Origin of the sequence: Pseudomonas sp. 2957, from assembly GCF_031456345.1 — a bacterium.
Classification (GTDB): domain Bacteria; phylum Pseudomonadota; class Gammaproteobacteria; order Pseudomonadales; family Pseudomonadaceae; genus Aquipseudomonas; species Aquipseudomonas siliginis.
Genome location: NZ_JAVDUL010000006.1, coordinates 65328 through 83998 on the forward strand (window position 1 = coordinate 65328; position 18671 = coordinate 83998).

The window sequence follows — 18671 nt, forward strand, 5'->3', positions numbered from 1 at the left end:
TTCATACCGCCACTCCTTTACCCGGTGCGCGCAGCCGCGCCAATGCCGCGTCGCGATGGTCGTCAATGACGATGCGGCCGTTGTCGAGAACGATGATCCGCTCGACCAGTTGCAACACACTGACCCGATGCGTGGCAACCACCAGCGTTCGGCCCTGGGTCCAGGTCGCGAGTTTTTCCAGCAGCAGCCGCTCGGTGACGTCATCGAGCGCGGCGGTCGGTTCGTCGAGCAGCAGCACTTGTGGCTGGCGGATCAATAAGCGCGACAGCAACAGGCTTTGACGCTGACCGCCCGACAGGCCCAAGCCACCTTCAAGCACCAGATGATCCATGCCTTTGGGCAGCTGCCGAACGAAGTCCAGCGCACCGGTGACAGTCAACGCGGCGATGATTTCCTGATCGCTGGCCTGACCGGCGCCGAGGGTGATGTTGTCGCGCAAGGTGCCGTGAAACAGTCGCGCCTGTTGCGACAGCAGGCCGACATCGCGGCGCAGATCGGCCGGATCCAGATGTGCCAGGGCGATGCCGTCCAGGGTGGTTTCACCGCTGCTCAGATCCATCGCGCCGCCCAGTGCTTGCAGCAACGTCGACTTGCCAGCACCGTTGCGGCCGAGCAGGGCGATGCGCTCGCCGGGGCGGATGCTCAGGTCGATGTTGTTGAGCGCCGGGGACGATTCTTCGCTGTAGCGGAAGCTGGCCTGACGCAGGCGGTAGTCGCCGCGAATCGCCGGCAAGTGCACGCGCTGGCTGCCTTCGGGATGATCCACCGGCATCTGCATGATCCGGTTCAAGCCTTCGAGCGCGACCTTGGCCTGCTGCCATCGGGTGAGCACGTGGGTCAGTTGCGCCATCGGCCCCATCATCCGCGACGACAGAATCGACGCCGCGACCAGACTGCCGGTGGTCAGGTCGCCGGCAATCACCATTGGCGCGCCGAACACGATCACCACCGCGAACACTCCGCCTTGCACATTCTGCGTCCACGCCACCAGGCTGTTGGTCAAGGTGCGCAGGCGCAGGCTGCTGTCCGCCGAGGCGGCGTTGTACTGGTTCCACTGTTGCTGGAAACGCTGCTCGGCCTGCAATGCCTTGATGTCGTCGAGGCCCTGAATACTTTCCACCAGCATGGCGTTGCGCAGCGCCGCTTCACGCATCGACGCATTGGCGAGTCGCGCCAGACGCGGTTGCGCGATGATCCCGGGCAGCAACATGAACACCAACGCCACCAGTGGAATCAACACCAGCGGCCCACCGATCAAATAGAACACCAGCAGGAACAGCAGAAAAAACGGCATGTCCGCCAGTGCCGTGGCAGTGCTGGAGGTGATCAGGTCGCGGATCTGCTCCAGCTCGCGCAACTGCGAAATGAACGAGCCGGTGGATTTCGGCCGCGCGGAATTGCGCAGGCGCAGGGCATGGCCAAAGACCAGATCGGAGACGCGCAAGTCGGCGCGTTTGCCCAGCACATCGGTGATGCGCAGACGCAGAATGCGCATGACGAAATCGAACAGCAGCGCCAGCATCACCCCACCGAACAACACGTACAGGGTCGGCAGCGACTCGGCCGGAATCACCCGGTCGTACACCTGCATGGAAAACAGCACCCCGGCCATGCCCAGCAGGTTGGCGACCAGTGAGGCGATCATCACTTGGCTGTAGGGCCGCAGATCGGTGAGGACGATGCGCCGGAACCAGTGCTCGTCGTAGGGCTTGATGTAATCGTTGGTGCGCACGTCCGCCACCGGTTGCGTCGGACGCAGAATCACCGTGCGCAGGGCTTGCTCGGCGAGCGCGGTGGCGTCCATGCGACTCTGCAAACCCTGGTCGCCACTGAAGCAGATGCCCAGCTCGCCGGTCTCGCCGATGCTTTCGAGCACGCCGACCTGACCGTCACGCAGTTGCACCACCAGCGGCGTGCGCCAGCGACTCAGGCTCTTGTTGTCGAATGCCGCGAATTTCACGCTTAAACCGGCCTGCCGCGCCATGTGCCGAACCACTTCTTCGACGCGGCCTTCGCTGTGCACCGAAGCCAGGCGCACGCTTTCCGGCGAGACGTCGAGGCGATAGTGGCGGGCGACCTTGAGCACCGCTTCCAGCCATGGCGAATAATCTTCGCGAGCTTCGGCAGCAGCGGGTTCGGGAACAGTGATGCTGGCATCGGTCATGGCAGGATCTCGACATTCTGGATGGCGCTGTGGTCGATGCCGAAGACCCGGCGAATCGCACCGCTGTTGTAGAAGCAGTCGATCTGCAGACGTTGCAGATCAGCCTGGGTGTTGACCAGATCGAAGCGCGACTGATGGATTTCCTGCTCGGCGTTGAGCAGGTCGAGCAGCGGTCGCGTGCCCAGTTCCAGGTACTGGCGGCCATACAACATGCGTGCCTCGGTGATGCTGGTCTGGCGAAATTCCAGCGAGCGCAGCCGCCGGTTCAGGCCCGAGGTTTGCGCCTGGGCTTCGGCCAGACCCTGGCGCGCTTGCAGACGGGCGAAGTCTTCGGCCGAGTCCGCTGCGGTCAGCGCATGCCCGGCGGCGCGGCTGCGCGCACTGATCGCACCGCCCTGATAGATCGGCACTTCGAGATTGAGAAAGATCCCGACCTGAGTGCGATCGGCGCGCGAGTTCTGATCGTCGTAGTGGTCATCCAGATATTGGTTGACCGACGGTTGCAGCGACAGGGTCGGGTAGGCCTCGGCTTTGGCCTGGGCCAGCTCGGCCTGGGCCTGGGTGCGTTGCGCAGCCGCCTGGAGAACGGCGGGCAGGGTGTCGGAAATCTGCGACGCGTCACAGGCCTGAGTCAATGTCGGCGCGGCGGCGTCGCTGACTGCTGGCGGCGTGCGTCGTCCGAGCAGACTGGTCAGGGTCGCTTGCCAGCGTGCGTACTGCGCCTTGAATTCCTGCAACGTCGCCGTCGCGCCTTCTGCGCGGGATTGCGCCTGGACCATATCGGAGCGGGTGCTGGCGCCCATGTCGCTGCGCTGTTTGGCCAGGTCGACGATGCCGCCGATGCCCTGAATCTGTTCACGGGCAACCTCGAGCAGACGCTGATAACGCTGCACTTCGATGTAGGCCCTGGCGGTGTCGCGGGCGATGTCGTCGATCGCCAGCAGAATCCCGGCCTGACTGCGCGCCACCCGGGCGCGGGCGGCGTCGACCGAACTGGAAACCTTGCCGAAGTCATACAGCATCTGCTTGAGGGAAATGTTCACCGACTGGCTGCCGGCATCGCTGCCGTAACCGCTGGTGTAACCACCCTTGATGCCGCCGGTGACCTGCGGGTAATAACCGGACTCGGCGACGTTGACCCCTTCGCCTTGCTGGAACAGGGTGCCGATGGCCTCGCCGATGCGTGGGTGCCAGTCCACGGCGAGCCTGACCGCTTGTTCCAGCCCCAAAGTATCCGCGTTGGCGGCCGTTTTTGAAGCAGGGGCAGGGCGCTGACGATTGTCATTGCCTGCCGGTTGTTGCAGTTGCGACGGGCTGATGCTGCGCAAGCTACTGTCGAGGTTGTCGTCGGCGCGAACGCCGACGGTGAAAGCGGGGTAGAGGCCGATGGTCAACAGGACCACCGGCCATTTCTGGCGAAAAACTGACTCCACAGACTTCCCTTACTGTTGAGAGACCGACGTTTGATGTCTTGTTTCAAACCACTTGAATGCCGTTCTGCACCCACAAGTGGTGGCTCGGATCCTCCTGTGCCGTGTATTGAACATAGTCGATGCCGTCGGCCTGTTGCGTGCCATCGGCGACCCAGCCATCGGTCATGTGCACGCTGTCCCTGTCGTCACCCTTGATCAGCAGGGTGTTGTTGTCCGAAGAGGTAATCGCCAGCAGATCGCCGAGATTCAATGTCAGCGCAACCGCACTGGAATGGTTGAGGTCGAGGATTTCGACGTTGTGGATCTTGCTCTGCAGATCGCCGAGGTTGATCGACACATCGCCACCGGCCCAGAGCAGGGTGTCGGTGCCGCTGCCGCCGTCCACCGAGGTGAACTGCTGATAGGCGATGATCAGCGTGTCGTCGCCACCGCCACCTTGCAGCGTGACGGCGCCACCGTGCGAGCCGTCGAGGGTGTCGTTGCCTTCGGTGCCCTGGATCAGTTCGCTACCAGCGACATGGGCCAGACCGAGGTCATCGCTGGCCAGTGCCGAGAACGCGGTGCTGGCGAATGCGCCGGCATTGTTCAGGTCGATGGTCAGCGTCGCGGTATCGACCGTGCCGTTGGGATGGGTGAGCTGATAGGTAAAAGTGTCTTCCTGACCGATCACTGCATCGGTCAGGCCGGCCTTGAGCGTGTAGGTGTAGTTGCCGTTGGCCTGGACCACCAGGGTGCCGTAATTGCCGACCAGCGAGACGCCGTTGTAACCCGGCGCGACGTAACTGCCGGCGACCAGCACGCTGAGCAAGGTGTAGACCGAGCCCAACACATCGGCGCCGCCGCCAGCGGTGTCGGTGAGCAGGTTGCCCGATACCGGTGTGTAGCTGCCGACCACGAACTGATTGTTGTAGGTCGCGACGTTGATCAGGCTGGTGTTGACGCTGGTCAGCAGGCCGAGGCCGCCCACTGCCACCCGCACCTGATAACTGCCGGCGGTCTGGTCGTCGAACTTGATCCCGTAGTTGCCGCCGCCGAGATTGACCAGGGCGTTGCCGCCGTAGCTCTTGACCAGCACGTACTGATTGGTGGCGGTGTTGAGCTTGTACAGGCCCACCGTCATCGAACCGAGCAGCGCCAGCAGGTTGCTCGAATTGACCACCACGGTCAGGTCACTGACGGTATCGGCCGCGACCACGGTGTTGTAGTTACCGCTGCCGCCGCCCAGCAGCACATTGAAGGTGCCGAGGGCAGAGTTGGTGGTGACTTCGCGGTTGATCAGGGTGACGTCAGTCGAGGCGACGTCTGGCGTGGCATCCACCACCAGCGCCGGGCTGCCAAGGTTGGCATCGTTCCACACTTCGCTGGCTTGCGGGCTGTCGATGCGCACGTACAGATTGGCGGTGTCGCTCAAACCGTTCGGGTGCACCAGTTGGTAGTTGAACACGTCGACTTTGCCGACGCTGCCGACACTGCCGTTCGGTTTGTAGCTGTAGTTGCCGTTAGCGTCGATGGTCAGCGTGCCGTACAACCCTTGCACCGTGGTGCCGGCCCCAGCGCTGACCCAGGCGCCGTTCTTGAAGATCTGCAATTGCGCGCCGTTGTCCGGGCCGGTCTGATCGGCCGTGCCATCGACGCCGACGTTGGTGATGACGTTGCCGGTCACCGCTGGCCCGGCAATGCCGTTGAACTGGGTCAGGCTGCTGACATCCAGTTGCAGCTGGGTATTGACCGTGGTCAGCACGCCGATACCGGTGCTCGAAACCGTCAGTCGATAATCGCCTGACAGCAAATTACCGATGTCGACCCGTACACCCTGGCCGGCGAGCGCGATCAGGTCAAGCAGACCGCCGCTGCCGTTGACATCCAGAGTGACCCAGTTGCCGCTGGCATCTTTCACTTGCAGGGTGTAGACCACGCCATCGATCAGCGAAATCAGACTGCTGGTGGTCAGCGTCAGGGTCGGATCAAGACGCGTGCCGCCGGCCACGGTGAAGGTGAAGGTTTTCGAGAACCCGGCCAGCAGTGTGGTGAACGAGTCGTTAAAGGTCTGCGACGCGGTGACCGGTGCCAGGGTGACGGTGCCGACGGCGAGGTTATCGCTGGCGACCACTGGCGCGTTGACGTCGACGTCCGGCGCAATGACGTTGGCGGCCACCGAAACGTTGCCGCGTGCGTCGCTGAGATTGACGGTGAGGTTTTCACCGTTGATCTGCGCACTGCTCAGGGTGACGTTAAACACGCCGAGGTTGTCGACCGTGCCAGTGCCCAGAACGCTGCCGCTGGCCGACTTGATGGTCACGGTTGCACCGGCTTCACCGGTACCGGTGACGGTCAGGCCATCGGCACCGACCAGCAGCGCCGTTGCCGCAGCGGGCGGTGTCAGGTCTGGCGCCGTCGCGGTCGCCGCTGCCGATACGTTGCCACTCGGATCGGCCTGGGTGACGCTGAGTACCTGGCTGTTGATCTGCGCTGAGGCTAGTGCCACGGAGAAACTGCCGTTAGCGGCGACGGTCGCGGTGCCGAGCACCGCACCACCGACGCCGAGCACGCTGATGGTCGAACCGGGCACGCCGACGCCGGTGAGCACGGTGCCGCTGCCATTGACGCTGACGCCAGTCGGCGCGCCAGGGGCGGTAATGTCCGGCGCCGTCAGGCTGGCATTGGGCGACAGATTGCCGGCCGGGTCGACCAGACGCACGGTCAACAGCTGCCCGTCGAGTTGCGCGGTGTTCAGGTTGAAGCTGAACGTACCGCCACTGCCCACGGTGGTGGTGCCGATCAGCGCGCCGCCGGGGCCGTAGACGTTGACCGTCGCACCGGCTTCGCCCGTACCGCTCAGGGTCAGACCGTTGGCAGCGAGCGTCAGACCGCTGGCCGCGATCGGCGCCTGTACGTCAGGGGCCGTCAGGTTGAAAACCGGCGACAGATTGCCCGTCGGGTCGGCCTGTTGGACGTTGAGCTGTTGGCCGTTCAGTTGCGCGCTGGACAGTTGCACGGTGAAGGTGCCGCCAGCATTGACCACGGCGGTGCCGAGCACGGTGCCCGCCGCGTTGGTCACGCTGACTGTGGCGCCGGCTTCACCCGTGCCGCTGACCGCCAGGCCGGTGCCGTTCAGGCTGACATTGCTCAGCGGCGCCGGCGCTGTGGTATCGGCGACGCTGAGGTTGGTAACCGGCGAAACGTTGCCCGCCGCATCACTCTGCGTGACGCTCAGTTGCTGGCCGTTGAGTTGCGCCGATGACAAGGTCACCGAGAACGAGCCATTGCCCGCCACCGTCGCCGTGCCCAGCACCGCGCCTCCCGCACCGCGAACAGTGACGGTCGCGCCGGCTTCACCGAGCCCGCCGAGCACCAGACCGGCACCGCTGAGGACCAGTGCTGTCGGAGCGGCCGGGGGAGTGATATCGGGCGCAGTTACGTTAAGACCGGATGAGGTGTTGTTGGCCGCATCGGTCTGTGTCGCATTGAGCACCTGACCGTTGACCTGCTGCGTATTGAGCTGTGCGCTGAAAGTGCCATTGGCGCCAACCGTCGCATTGCCCAGCACCACGCCGCCAGCGCCGGTGATGGTCACCGACGCGCCGACTTCGCCGCGACCGGTAACCAAAGTGCCGTTGGCGTTGACCGCCAGATCGCTGAGTGGCGCCGGCGCCGAGGTGTCACCTGCGGTGATTTCAGTCGGCAGCGAGGCGCCACCCAACGCAGTGTTGGCGGTGACTTCGAGGCTTTGGCCGTTGGTTTGCGCAGGCGTCAGCACCACGCTGAACGTGCCATCCGCGCCGGTGACGCCGGTGCCGATCAGACTGTTGTCAGGCCCATAAACATTAATGGTGGTGCCGAGCGCCGCCGTGCCGGTCAGCGTCAGACCATCGGCCGTAAGCGCCAGATTGGCTGGAGCGTCCGGTGCCGGAACCGCCGGAACAGTCAGGTCGGCGTCTGCGGACACGTTAGTCGCGACGTCTGTTTGATTCACTGTCAGCACTTGGCCGGTGGTGATGCCGGGGTCCAGATCGATCAGGAATGTGCCGTTGGCCGCGACTGTGCCGGTGCCGACAATGTTGCCCAGCGCATCGGTCACCTCGACACTGGCACCGGCTTCGCCACGACCGGAGAGCTGGCTCAGATCGCCGCTGATGGTCAGACCGGTGACGGCATCTGGAGCGGTAGTATCAGCCGCCGGGTAGAGCAGCACTGGCGATGCGTTTTGCGCCTCATCCGTCGCGATCACCGACAACAACTGACCGTTGGCCTGGGCCGGATTCAGCGTAACGGTGTAGGTGCCGTCGCCCAATGCCACCGCTGTGCCGAGCACGGTGCCGGTGGCGGACAGCACAGTCACGGTGCTGCCGGCTTCGGCGGTTCCGGCGAGCAAGGTGCCGGCGCCGGTCAGCGATGTCACCGTTGGTGCGATCGGTGCAGTGCTGTCCGGCGCGTCGACCAGTACGGGCTCGGACTGGTTGTTTTGCGCGTCGGCTTGCACTACCGAGAGCGCGCGGCCATCGAGTTGCGCCGAAGACAAGGTGACGCTGAAGCTGCCATCTGCGGCCACCGTCGCCGTGCCGAGCACCACCGCGCCGTCTCGCACGGTGACGGTCGCTCCGGGCTCGCCAGTACCGGTGACGGTCAAGCCGTCCTGGCTGACATTGAGGTCGGCCACCTCCAGGGGATCGGTGATATCGCCCGCTTGCACGGGCGCTGTCGGCGATGTGTTGGATGCCAGATCGGTCTGATTGACGCTCAACAGCTCGCCGTTCACTTGCGGCGGATTGAGGGTCACGCTGAACGAGCCATTGCCGGCCACGGTTGCCGAGCCCAGTACCGTGCCAGTCGCGCTGAGCACGCGCACCGTGGCGCCGGCTTCACCGCTGCCGGTCAGTGTCAGGCCATCAGGCGTGAGAACGAGGTCGGTGGGCGCAGCGGGCAGGGTGATGTCCGGCGCAGTGACGGGCACGATCGGCGAAGGGTTGCCCGCCGCATCGCGCTGGATCACCGACAAGGCTTCACCATTGAGCAGCGGCTGGTCGAGCGTCACGCTGAAACTGCCGTCGGCCTGCACCGTGCCAGTGCCGACGATAGTGCCCAGCGCATTGGTGACGACCACCTGCGAGCCAGCCGCACCGGAGCCGGTAATCAGGCTGCCGCTGGCGTCGATATCGACATCGGTCAGCGCGGCAGGAGGCGTGCTGTCCGGCGCGGTCAGGGTGCCGGCAGGCGAGGCATTGCCGGCCGCATCCGCCAACACCACGAACAGCGCTTGGCCATTGGTCTGCACCGGGGTCACGGTGATCTGGAAACGACCATCGCTGCCCACCGTGCCGGTGCCCAGTTCGGTGCCATCGGCCGACGTCACACGGACAGTGGCGCCGACTTCGCCGGTACCGGTGAGCAGGCCGCCATCGGCATTCAGTTGCAGATCGGCCGGCGTCGCTGGCGGGGTCAGATCCGGGGCGGTGACCGTGACCGGGGCGCTGACGTTACCGGGTGGATCAGCCTGCTGCACGCTGAGGATCTGTTCGTTGATCTGCGGCGGATTGAGGGTGACGCTGAAGGTGCCGTCGCCGAGTACCACGCTGGTGCCGAGCAAAGTGCCGTTGGCATCGCGCACGGTCACGGTCGCGCCGGGTTCGCCAGTACCGATGACCAGCGCGCCGGACGAGTTGATATCGACGTTGTCCAGTGGATCAGGCGGGGTGAAGTCCGGCGTGGTCAGGTTCACTGCCGGCGAGTCGTTGCCCGCTGCGTCGGCCTGGACCACGGTGATCACTTCGGCGTTGGTCAACGCCGGGTTCAGTGGCAGGGTGAAGGTACCGGTCGCGCTGACCACGGCGGTGCCAAGCACGTTGCCGTCACTGTCGATGACCCGGACTTGCGCGCCGGGTTCGCCGCGCCCGGTCAGGCTTGCGCCGTCGCCGCCGATGCTCAGTTGCGAAACGGCCGCTGGCGGTGTGCTGTCGACCGAAGTGAACGGCGTGGCTGCCGAGGTGTTGCCCGCCGCATCCGTCAGCGACACGGTCAGCGCCTGGCCATTGGCTTGCGGCGTGGTCAGGGTGATCGCAAACGTGCCGTCGATGCTCACGGTGCCGGTCCCGACCAGCGCTCCGGCGGCGTTGTACACGTTGACCGTGGTGCCGGCCTCACCGGTACCCGACAGCAGGGTGCCGTCAGCACTTGCCACCAGCGCCGCCGGCGCATTGGGCGCGAGCAGGTCCGGGGCGATCAGGTTGACGCTGTTGGATTCGTTGCCGGCGGCGTCGGCCTGGCTCAGGCTCAAAGTCTGGCCAGAGGTCTGTGCCGGGCTGAGGGTGACGCTGAACGTGCCATTGGCCGCCACCACGGCGCTGCCGAGAACCACTCCGCCGGTGCCGAGCACGGTCACCGTGGCGCCGGCTTCACCGCGCCCGGTCAGGGCCGTGCCGTTCGGTGCCAGGCTCAGTTCGCTGAGCGGCGTTGGCGCGGCGATATCGGCAGCGGTGTAGTCGGTCGGGGATGAATTGATACCGGTACTCGACGTCGCCACGGCAGACAGCTGTTCGCCGTTGAGTTGCGCGGCGTTGAGGGTGACGCTGAAAGTGCCATTGGCCGCCACCAGCGCGCTGCCGAGCAACACGCCCGAGGCATTGCGAATGCTCACGGTGCTGCCGGCGGTGGCCGAGCCGGTCAGGGTCAGGCCGTCAGCGCTGAGGGCCAGATTGGTCGGTGCGCTTTCCGCCAGATTGCCCGGTGCAGTCACCGGCGCTGCCGGTCCGGTGTTGCCGGCAGCATCGATCTGCACCACGGAAAGATTCGATCCAGCCACCGCAGCCGGGGACAACGTGACGCTGAAATTGCCATTGCTGGCAACGGTCGCAGTACCCAGCAAAACACCTCCGGCATCGCGAACTTCCACGCTGGCGCCGACCTCGCCGATGCCGGTCAGGGTGGCACCATTGGCGCTGACCGCCAGATCGCTCGCCAACAACGGCGCCGTGCTATCGACCGCATTGAGGATTGCCGGGGCTGACGGATTGCCTGCCGCATCGGTGGCCGTCACGTTCAGCGACTGGCCGTTGGTCTGCGGGCTGTTGAGGGTAATCTGGAACGTGCCGTTCGCGGCCGCCGTGGAGGTGCCGAGGAGGTTGCCCTGGCTGTCACGCACGGTCACCGTGCTGCCGGCCTCGGCGTTACCCGACAGTTGCACGCCGGCAGCGTTGAGGGTCAATGCGCTCGGAATCGCCGGCGCAGTCAAATCCACGGCGGTGACTTCAACCGCAGTCGACACATTGCCCGGCGGATCCTCCTGAGTAACGGTCAGCACCTCAGCATTCAGTTGTGCTGCGTTGAGGGTGACAGTGAACGCGCCGCCGCTGCCGACCTGTGCGGTGCCGAGCAAGGTGCCGTCGGCGCTGCGCACAGACACGGTGGCGCCGGGCTCGCCGTGGCCGGTGACGGTGACACCGTCAGCATTCACCGCAACCTGGGTCAGTGCCGCCGGCGGGCTGATGTCGGGGGCGCTGACACTGGTCGATGGCGAGACGTTGCCGGCAGGGTCGGTCTGGCTGATCGCCAGCGCTTCACCATTGGTTGGCGCTGGCGCCAGGGTCACGCTGAACGAGCCGTCCGCGCCAACTACGGCGCTGCCTAGCACGGTGCCGTTGGCGGTGGTGACACTGACGGTTGCGCCAGCTTCACCCGTGCCGCTGAGGGTGCTGCCATCGGCGCTGATCAGCGGATTCTGCACGGCGGCCGGCGGGGTGCCGTCGACGGTGACCACGCCAGTGGAAATCGAGGTGTTGCCGTTGGCGTCGGTCAGGGTGACCTGCAGGGTTTCGCCGGTGTTCTGCGCATTGGGCAAGGTGACCTGGAAATTGCCGCTCTGATCGACCACGCCGGTGGCCAGAACATTGCCGGCGGCATCGCGCACGGTCACGGTGCTGCCGGCTTCGCCCTGGCCTTTGACCACGGTGCCGACGTCATTGATGCTCACGCCAGTCGCCGCAGCTGGCGGTTGCAGATCGGTAGCGATAATGCCGGCGGGTTGCGACAGATTGCCGGCGGCGTCGCTCTGGATCGCGGTAAGCGCCTGGCCATTAAGTTGTGCCGGCGTCAGCGTCAGGCTGAACGTGCCGTTGCTGGCGACCAGTGCAGTACCGAGCACGGTACCTGTGGCGTCGGTGACAGTGACCGTCGCCCCGGCCTCTCCGCGTCCAGTGAGTGTCGTGCCGTTGGCATTCAGCGCCAGATTGGTCACAGCGTCCGGCGCCGTGCCATCGATCGCCGTCACCGTGCCCGGAATCGACACGTCACCGTCGGGACTGGTGGCCGTCACCTGGAGGACTTGCGCATTGATCTGTTTGCTACTGAGCAACAGGGTGAAGCGGCCGAAGCTGTTGATCAGCCCGGAGCCGAGCACCGTGCCGCTGCTGCTGGTCACCGTCACGGTGCAACCGGGCGTACCGGCGCCGGTCAGGGTGAAACCATCGGCACTCAAAGCCAGATCGGTCGGGGTCGCGACCTGGGTACCGTCCAGTCCTGCCAGCGGCACAACGGGCGAATCATTGCCGCCGCCGTCAGTGCTGATGACTTCCAGATTGCCGCCGGGCTCGGCCGGTGGACTGAGGGTCACGACGAAGCGGCCGTCCTCACCCGCCGTTGCGGTACCCAGCACGAGAGCGCCGCCAGCGATGCTGACGGTGACCGTCGTGCCCGGTTCGGCAAGTCCCGACACTTGCGTGCCGGCCGGGTTGAGCGCCAGATCGCTGACCGCTGCCGGCGGGGTGCTGTCCGGCGCAGTGACGCTGCCGGGAAGCGAACTGTTGGTGCCGTCCGACACCACGACTTGCAAGGCTTCGCCATTGGTCTGCGCCGTATCGAGGTTGACCGTGAAGGCGCCCGTGCCGTCAGCGGTCGCGGTGCCGATGACGTTGCCGTCGGCATCCAGCACCTGCACCGTGTTATTGGGCTGCGTGGTGCCGGTGACCGTGGCACCCGCCGGATCGATGAGCAGACCGCTCGGTGCAGGTGGGGCGGTGATGTCCGGTGCGGTGACCGGTGTGGCGGGCGAGGGCAGGGCGCTCGCATCGGTCTGGATCACACTCAGCACCTGACCGTCGAGCTGAGCCGGGCTCAGGTTGAGGCTGAAGCTGCCGTCGCTGGCGACCACCGTAGTGCCAAGCACCGTGCCGTCCGCCGCGCTGACAGTTACGGTGCTGCCGGCTTGCCCGGTGCCGGTCAACGTCACGCCGTTGTTGGCGAGCACGAGATTGTCCGGTGCCAGAGGCGCGGTGGTGTCCGCTGCCGTCAGCGGCGTGCTGGAGGAAACGTTCACGCCATCCGATTGGCTCACTTGCAGTTGTTGGCCATCGATCTGCGGGCTGTTCAGCGTCACCGTGAAGGTGCCGGTGCCGTCGACGATCGCGGTGCCCAAGGTATTGCCGGCCGAATCCTTGACCGTCACCGTGGCGCCGGGTTCGCCGGTGCCGCTCAGTTCAGTGCCGCCTGCGTTCAGCGTCAGATCCGAAGGGGCAGTGGGAGCCTGGATATCCGGCGCTTCAACTGGAACTGCCGGGGAGCCAGTGGGCGAGCCATCGGTCTGCACAACGCTGAGGTTCTGGCCGTTGGTTTGTGGCGAGGACAGGGAGACTTCGAACCGGCCGTTGCTGCCGACCAAAGCTGTTCCCAGCACGGTCCCGTTGGTGTCAGTGACAGTAACGGTGGCGCCGATCTGACCCGCGCCGGAGACTACGGCGCCATTGGCAGAAATGCTCACATCGGTCACGGCGACCGGCGTGGTCAGATCGGGTGCGGTGACGTTGACCGGCGCCGAAGGATTGCCTTCCGCGTCGGTCTGGATCACTTGCAGTTGTTGCGCATCGGTCTGTGGTGTGGAAAGTGGAACGGTAAAATTGCCATCGGCATCCACCGTGCCCGTGCCGATGATGTTGCCGGCCGGATCGCGCACAGTGACCGACGCACCCAACTCACCCTTACCGGTGAGCGTCTGCCCCTGAGCGTCGAGCGCGAGATCGGAGACGGCCGTCGGCCCTTGGGTGTCAGGCGTCACGTAGTTCAGTGGTGCGGAAGTGTTGCCAGCGGCGTCGCTGGCACTGATCTGCAGTGTTTCGCCGTTGTTCTGCGGACTGCTCAGTTGCAGGCTGAACGTGCCGTCCGCCGCCACCACGGCCGTGCCGAGCACATTGCCGTTGGCGTCGCGCACCGTTACGGTCGAACCGGGCTGGCCGCGTCCGCTCAACTGCGTGCCATCGACGCTTACCGCGATGTCGCTGGGTTGAGTCAGGCCATCGAGATCAATGGCGATAACGGTCGCTGCTGGCGAAGGGTTGCCGGCGGCGTCGGTGACCAGCACGCTCAGCGCCTCACCATCGATTTGCGCGGCGTTAAGTTGCACGGTGAACGAGCCATCGGCTGCCACCTGCGCTGTGCCGAGCAGCGTACCTTGCGCATTGGTGACGCTGACCGTGCTGCCGGGTTCGCCACGGCCGGTCACCGAAAGGCCATCGCTGCTCACGGCCAGATCCGTTGCAGCAGCGGGGCCGGTGATGTCTGGTGCATTGAAGGTCACGGTCGGCGATTGCGCACCGGCGCTGTTGACCGCCACGATACTGAAGGTTTCACCGTTGGCCTGCGCACGAACCAGCGTCAGCAGGAAAGTGCCGTCAGCAGCCACCGCCGCACGCCCGAGCAATTCGCCGTTGGCGGCACGGACTTCAATCGTGGTGCCGGCTCGGGCGGTGCCGGTGAGTTGACTGCCGTCGCTGCTCAAATCGAGATTGCCTGGCGTCGTCGGTTCGACGATCTCCGGCGCGCTGACCGTTGCGCCGGTCGAGATATTGCCTGCCGCATCGGTGGCATTCACGGTCAGCGACTGGCCGCCGGTTTGCGCGGGGCTGAGGGCGACGCTGAAAGTGCCATCCGCCGCCACCACAGCGCTACCGAGCAGAGTGCCATCGGCGGCGCGCACCTGGATGGTCGAGCCGGCTTCACCGGTGCCGCCGAGTTGCGTGCCATCAGGGCTCACGCTGAGATTGCCTGGTGCGGTCGGCGCGGTGGTATCCGGCGCAGTGACCGTACCCGGCGTCGAAACGTTGCCCGCGGGGTCGGTGAGCGTGACGTCGAGCGGCTGGCCATTGTTCTGTGGCGTACCCAGGTCGACCTGGAAACTGCCATCGGCGCCAACGGTTCCGGAACCCAAAAGGTTGCCGGCTGCATCGCGTACCTGAACGACACTGCCAGCTTCGCCAAAACCACTCAGCACCCGGCCATCGGCCGACAAGGTTAATCCGGTCGCAGGCGCAGGAGGCGTCGCGTCTCCATCGCCACCACCACCACCACCGCCGCCGCCGCCACTTCCGCCGGCAGCGGCTGCCGCACCACCCGCGCCCAACAGGCCAAGCCCGGCAATCGCCCATGCCGGCGTCGCGCCATCCACCACACCGACGCCAGCGATCAGCTCGTCCAGCGAATTGATTTCGTCAAAGGTAAAGCCATTGAACGGCTCGGCGCTGTAGCGCGCCTGCCACAGCGTCGCGTCGTCACCCTGAAAGACAATGTCATTGGGCACGCCGTCAGGGCTGGTGACAAAGAAATTGGAGATTTTGATTTGCTCGCCAGACTTCAGATTGACGATCAAATCCTGACCGCTGCGACTGGTCGACGCCAATTGATCGGGCCGAACCGGCATTTGTACAACTGAAGGCTGATTGAGCTGAACATTGCCCCAGTTCTGGGCAGTGAGCTGAGAATTGGCTTTGTCGGCAATGACGATGTTGTCCATTACTACTCCCTGTAAATGGGTGGGGCGGACGTCCACGGATGGTTTTAAAACCATAGATAGGGAGTGTCAGATGGGGCTGCCTGATTTTTGACGAGCGTATGGATGGGCCATTTGCCCACGTTTATCTCTTTGAAAATTCGTTCTATTCAGGTCGTTACCGTTTGTCGGGACGTTGGATCCAAGCGGTTTTTGGGTGCAACAAAATGTGTCGTTTTCGACATTGTCCAAAGGAACGCTGGAAAAGGTCCGGGCGAAAACGCCGAGGGTGATGGCTAAGCGATATTGAATTTCTCAAAGCGCAGGCCACCCTCCGCAGCTGCCTGTCTGCGAAGGTATTAATCAATAAGCGTAGAAGTGGGGGGAAGGCTTTGTATAAGAAATCCTGTTTTACCGTTTCAGCGGTTCTTTCTATCCCTCAGCAGTTAATGCGCTAGCTATCGATCGCCGAAGTGATCGGACGATATCCAGCGCAGACTGATCGCTAACACTGCCGGGGCACTGATCAAACATATGTGGCGCCCCAGGGTAGACATGCAGTTCGACGGCAGCCCCGGCGCGCGACAGACGCATGGCATATGCAACGTCTTCTTCCAGAAACAGATCCAGCGCCCCGACGGCCAGAAACGTCGGTGGCAAGTCACGCAGATCGTCTTGCAGGGCCGGCGAAAACCAGCCGATTGGCAGATCATCCAGCGCTTGGTCAGCGCGCAGGCAATCCCAACAGAACTGGTTGGCTTGCGCCGGCCAGCCAATCACTCCGGTCGTGCTGTTCTGGTGAGGCGAGGCCGGGCTGCCCGAACGGTAATCGAGCATCGGATAAACCAGCACCTGGCTGGCGATGGAATATTCGCCGCGATTCCGCGCCACGATGGCCAGCGCTGCTGCCAGACCTGCACCGGCACTGTGACCCATGACGATCACGTTGTCGGCGTCCATGTTGAGCGTTTGCCGTTGGGCGAAAACCCAGCCGAGGGCGGTGTAGCAATCTTCCAGGGGAATAGGGAAGGGGTGCTCTGGCGCGAGACGGTAATCGACAGCGACGATGATCGCCTGAAGTTCTTCGGCGAGGTTAGCCAGATAGTCATCGGCCATTTCGGGGCAACCAAGGACGAAACCTCCACCGTGGATGTACAGGATCACCGCAAAATTACCGCCCGGTGCCCCGGCGGCAGGCCGGTAAAGACACAGGCGCAAATCCTCACCGTCGTGGGCCTTGGTCCATAGGCTTTCACCGCGCGCTTGTTCTCGGGATTTGAATGTCGCATGGACACGCTCCCTGATCGCGGGCAGCGTCTCCAACGTCCAGGCTTGTGCGCCGGGGGTTAAAAAGCTTTTGAAGTCGGGATCCAGCAGTTCATGTGCTTTCACGTTCTGCCTCCTGTTCTCGAATGAGCGAGCGCCTCTGATCGAAGCGCCGCCCACGGTGGAGTTACAGCCAGGCTTTGATCTGCGCGCAGACAGCCGGCGTCGAAATGCCGTAGCGATCATGCAGCGTCGGCAGGGCACCGGCGTCGAGGAAGGCGTCGGGCAACGCGATCTGTCTGAAGGTGGGCGTCACGCCATTGCGCAACAACAACCCGGCAACCGCCTCGCCCAAACCGCCGATGATCGAGCTGTTCTCGGCTGTGACCACCAGACGCCCGGATTTGCGTGCTTCGGCGAGAATGGTGTGTTCATCCAGCGGCTTGATGGTCGGCACGTGCAGCACGGCCACATCAATGCCGTCGGCCTGCAATTGCTTGGCAGCTTCCAGTGAGCGCATGGTCATCAGCCCGGTGGAGATGATCAGCACATCATTGCCCGTGCGCAGGGTCTTGGCCTTGCCGATCTCGAATTTATAACCGTACTCGTCCAGCACCAACGGCACATTGCCGCGCAGCAAACGCATGTAGACCGGGCCTTGGTGAGCGGCGATGGCCGGCACGGCCTGTTCGATTTCCAGCGCATCGCACGGGTCGACAATCATCAGATTGGGCATGGCGCGGAAAATAGCCAGGTCATCGGTGGCCTGGTGGCTCGGCCCGTAACCCGTGGTGAGACCGGGCAAGCCGCAGACGATTTTGACGTTAAGGTTTTCCTCGGCGATGGCCATGCAGATGAAATCGTAAGCACGCCGCGAAGCGAACACCGCGTAGGTGGTGGCGAAGGGTACGAAACCCTCACGCGCCATGCCCGCCGCAGCGCTCATCAGCAACTGTTCGGCCATGCCCATTTGATAGAAACGCTCCGGATGCGCCTTGGCGAAAATGTGCAGGTCGGTGTACTTGGACAGGTCAGCCGAGAGACCGACGATGTCCGCGCGCTGGTCTGCCAGCGCTGCGAGCGCATGGCCGAACGGTCCCGAACGGGTCGCCTGGCCCTCGGAGGCAATCGAGGCAATCATCGCCGAGGTGGTCAGGCGCTTTTTCACCGGCGCGCCAGTAGCAGTCGAAGGCGCAGTGTTGGCGGCGTTGCTCATTGGTCTTTTCCTTCTGCAAGATTGCTCATTGCCAGGTCCCATTCGTGTTCTTCGACGCGAATGAAGTGATTCTTTTCCCGGTTCTCCAGAAACGGCACGCCTTTGCCCATTTTCGTGTCGCAGATGATCACCCGCGGTTGATTGCCCGAATGCTGGCGTGCGGCATCGAAAGCAGTCACCAGTGCGTCAAGGTCATTGCCATCGACGCGCTGGGTAAACCAGCCAAAGGCTTGCCAGCGATCGACAATGGGTTCGAACGAAAGAATCTCGCTGGAGTAACCGTCGGCCTGCTGGTTGTTGACGTCGACGATGGCGATCAGGTTGTCGAGCTTCCAGTGCGAAGCCGACATCACCGCTTCCCAGGTCGAGCCTTCATTGAGTTCGCCATCGGACAGCAGGTTGTAGACGAACGAGGCCGAGCCTTTGCGCTTGAGGCCCAGGCAGGCACCGACCGCGATACCCAGGCCCTGACCCAGCGAACCGCCGGTGATTTCCATCCCCGGGGTGTAGGCGGCCATGCCCGACATCGGCAGGCGGCTGTCATCCGAACCATAGGTTTCCAGCTCGTCGAGGGGAATGATCTCGGCTTCGATCAGCGCTGCGTACAGCGCGATGGCGTAGTGGCCGATGGAGAGATAGAAGCGATCGCGCTGCTCCCATTCGGGATCTGCGGGGCGATGATTCATCGCATGAAAGTAAGACACCGCCAGCAGGTCAGCCGCGCCGAGGGCCTGGCCCACATAGCCCTGGCCCTGAACCTGACCCATGCGCAGTGCATGGCGGCGAATATTGTGCGCGCGCTGGGTCAGGCTCAGCGATGCAGCGTGTGCAAGATTAGTCGTCATG

At 64.2% G+C, this 18671-nt stretch carries 6 protein-coding genes; all 6 read right to left on the reverse strand.

The window, feature by feature from the left end; genetic code table 11:
* Window position 1: 1 nt before the first annotated feature.
* Complete coding sequence (locus J2Y39_RS21425) at window positions 2-2164, reverse strand: type I secretion system permease/ATPase (protein ID WP_056785069.1); 2163 nt, start codon at window positions 2162-2164, stop codon at window positions 2-4.
* Entirely contained in the window at window positions 2161-3597 is a 1437-nt protein-coding gene (locus J2Y39_RS21430) for a TolC family outer membrane protein (protein WP_143978997.1), read from the reverse strand. Before J2Y39_RS21430 ends, J2Y39_RS21425 begins: the two co-directional genes overlap by 4 nt.
* Before the next feature lie 43 nt (window positions 3598-3640).
* Entirely contained in the window at window positions 3641-15367 is an 11727-nt protein-coding gene (locus tag J2Y39_RS21435; protein ID WP_310219577.1) for a BapA/Bap/LapF family large adhesin, read from the reverse strand.
* 408 nt (window positions 15368-15775) lie between these two features.
* Window positions 15776-16735: an alpha/beta hydrolase gene (locus tag J2Y39_RS21440; RefSeq protein ID WP_310219578.1), complete on the reverse strand. Its 960-nt coding sequence runs from the start codon at window positions 16733-16735 to the stop codon at window positions 15776-15778.
* A 61-nt stretch (window positions 16736-16796) separates the two neighbouring features.
* Window positions 16797-17825 (reverse strand): transketolase family protein, encoded by a 1029-nt coding sequence (locus tag J2Y39_RS21445; protein ID WP_310219579.1) that lies wholly within the window; start codon window positions 17823-17825, stop codon window positions 16797-16799.
* On the reverse strand, window positions 17822-18670 hold the full coding sequence (locus tag J2Y39_RS21450; protein ID WP_310219580.1) for a transketolase: 849 nt from the start codon (window positions 18668-18670) through the stop codon (window positions 17822-17824). The genes J2Y39_RS21445 and J2Y39_RS21450 overlap by 4 nt, the downstream gene beginning before the upstream one ends.
* Window position 18671 lies beyond the last annotated feature (1 nt).

Coding starts and splice junctions, on each gene's coding strand:
- J2Y39_RS21435 (WP_310219577.1), bottom strand. CDS start 15,367: ATGGACAACATCGTCATTGCCGACAAAGCCAATTCTCAGCTCACTGCC.
- J2Y39_RS21450 (WP_310219580.1), bottom strand. CDS start 18,670: ATGACGACTAATCTTGCACACGCTGCATCGCTGAGCCTGACCCAGCGC.
- J2Y39_RS21425 (WP_056785069.1), bottom strand. CDS start 2,164: ATGACCGATGCCAGCATCACTGTTCCCGAACCCGCTGCTGCCGAAGCT.
- J2Y39_RS21445 (WP_310219579.1), bottom strand. CDS start 17,825: ATGAGCAACGCCGCCAACACTGCGCCTTCGACTGCTACTGGCGCGCCG.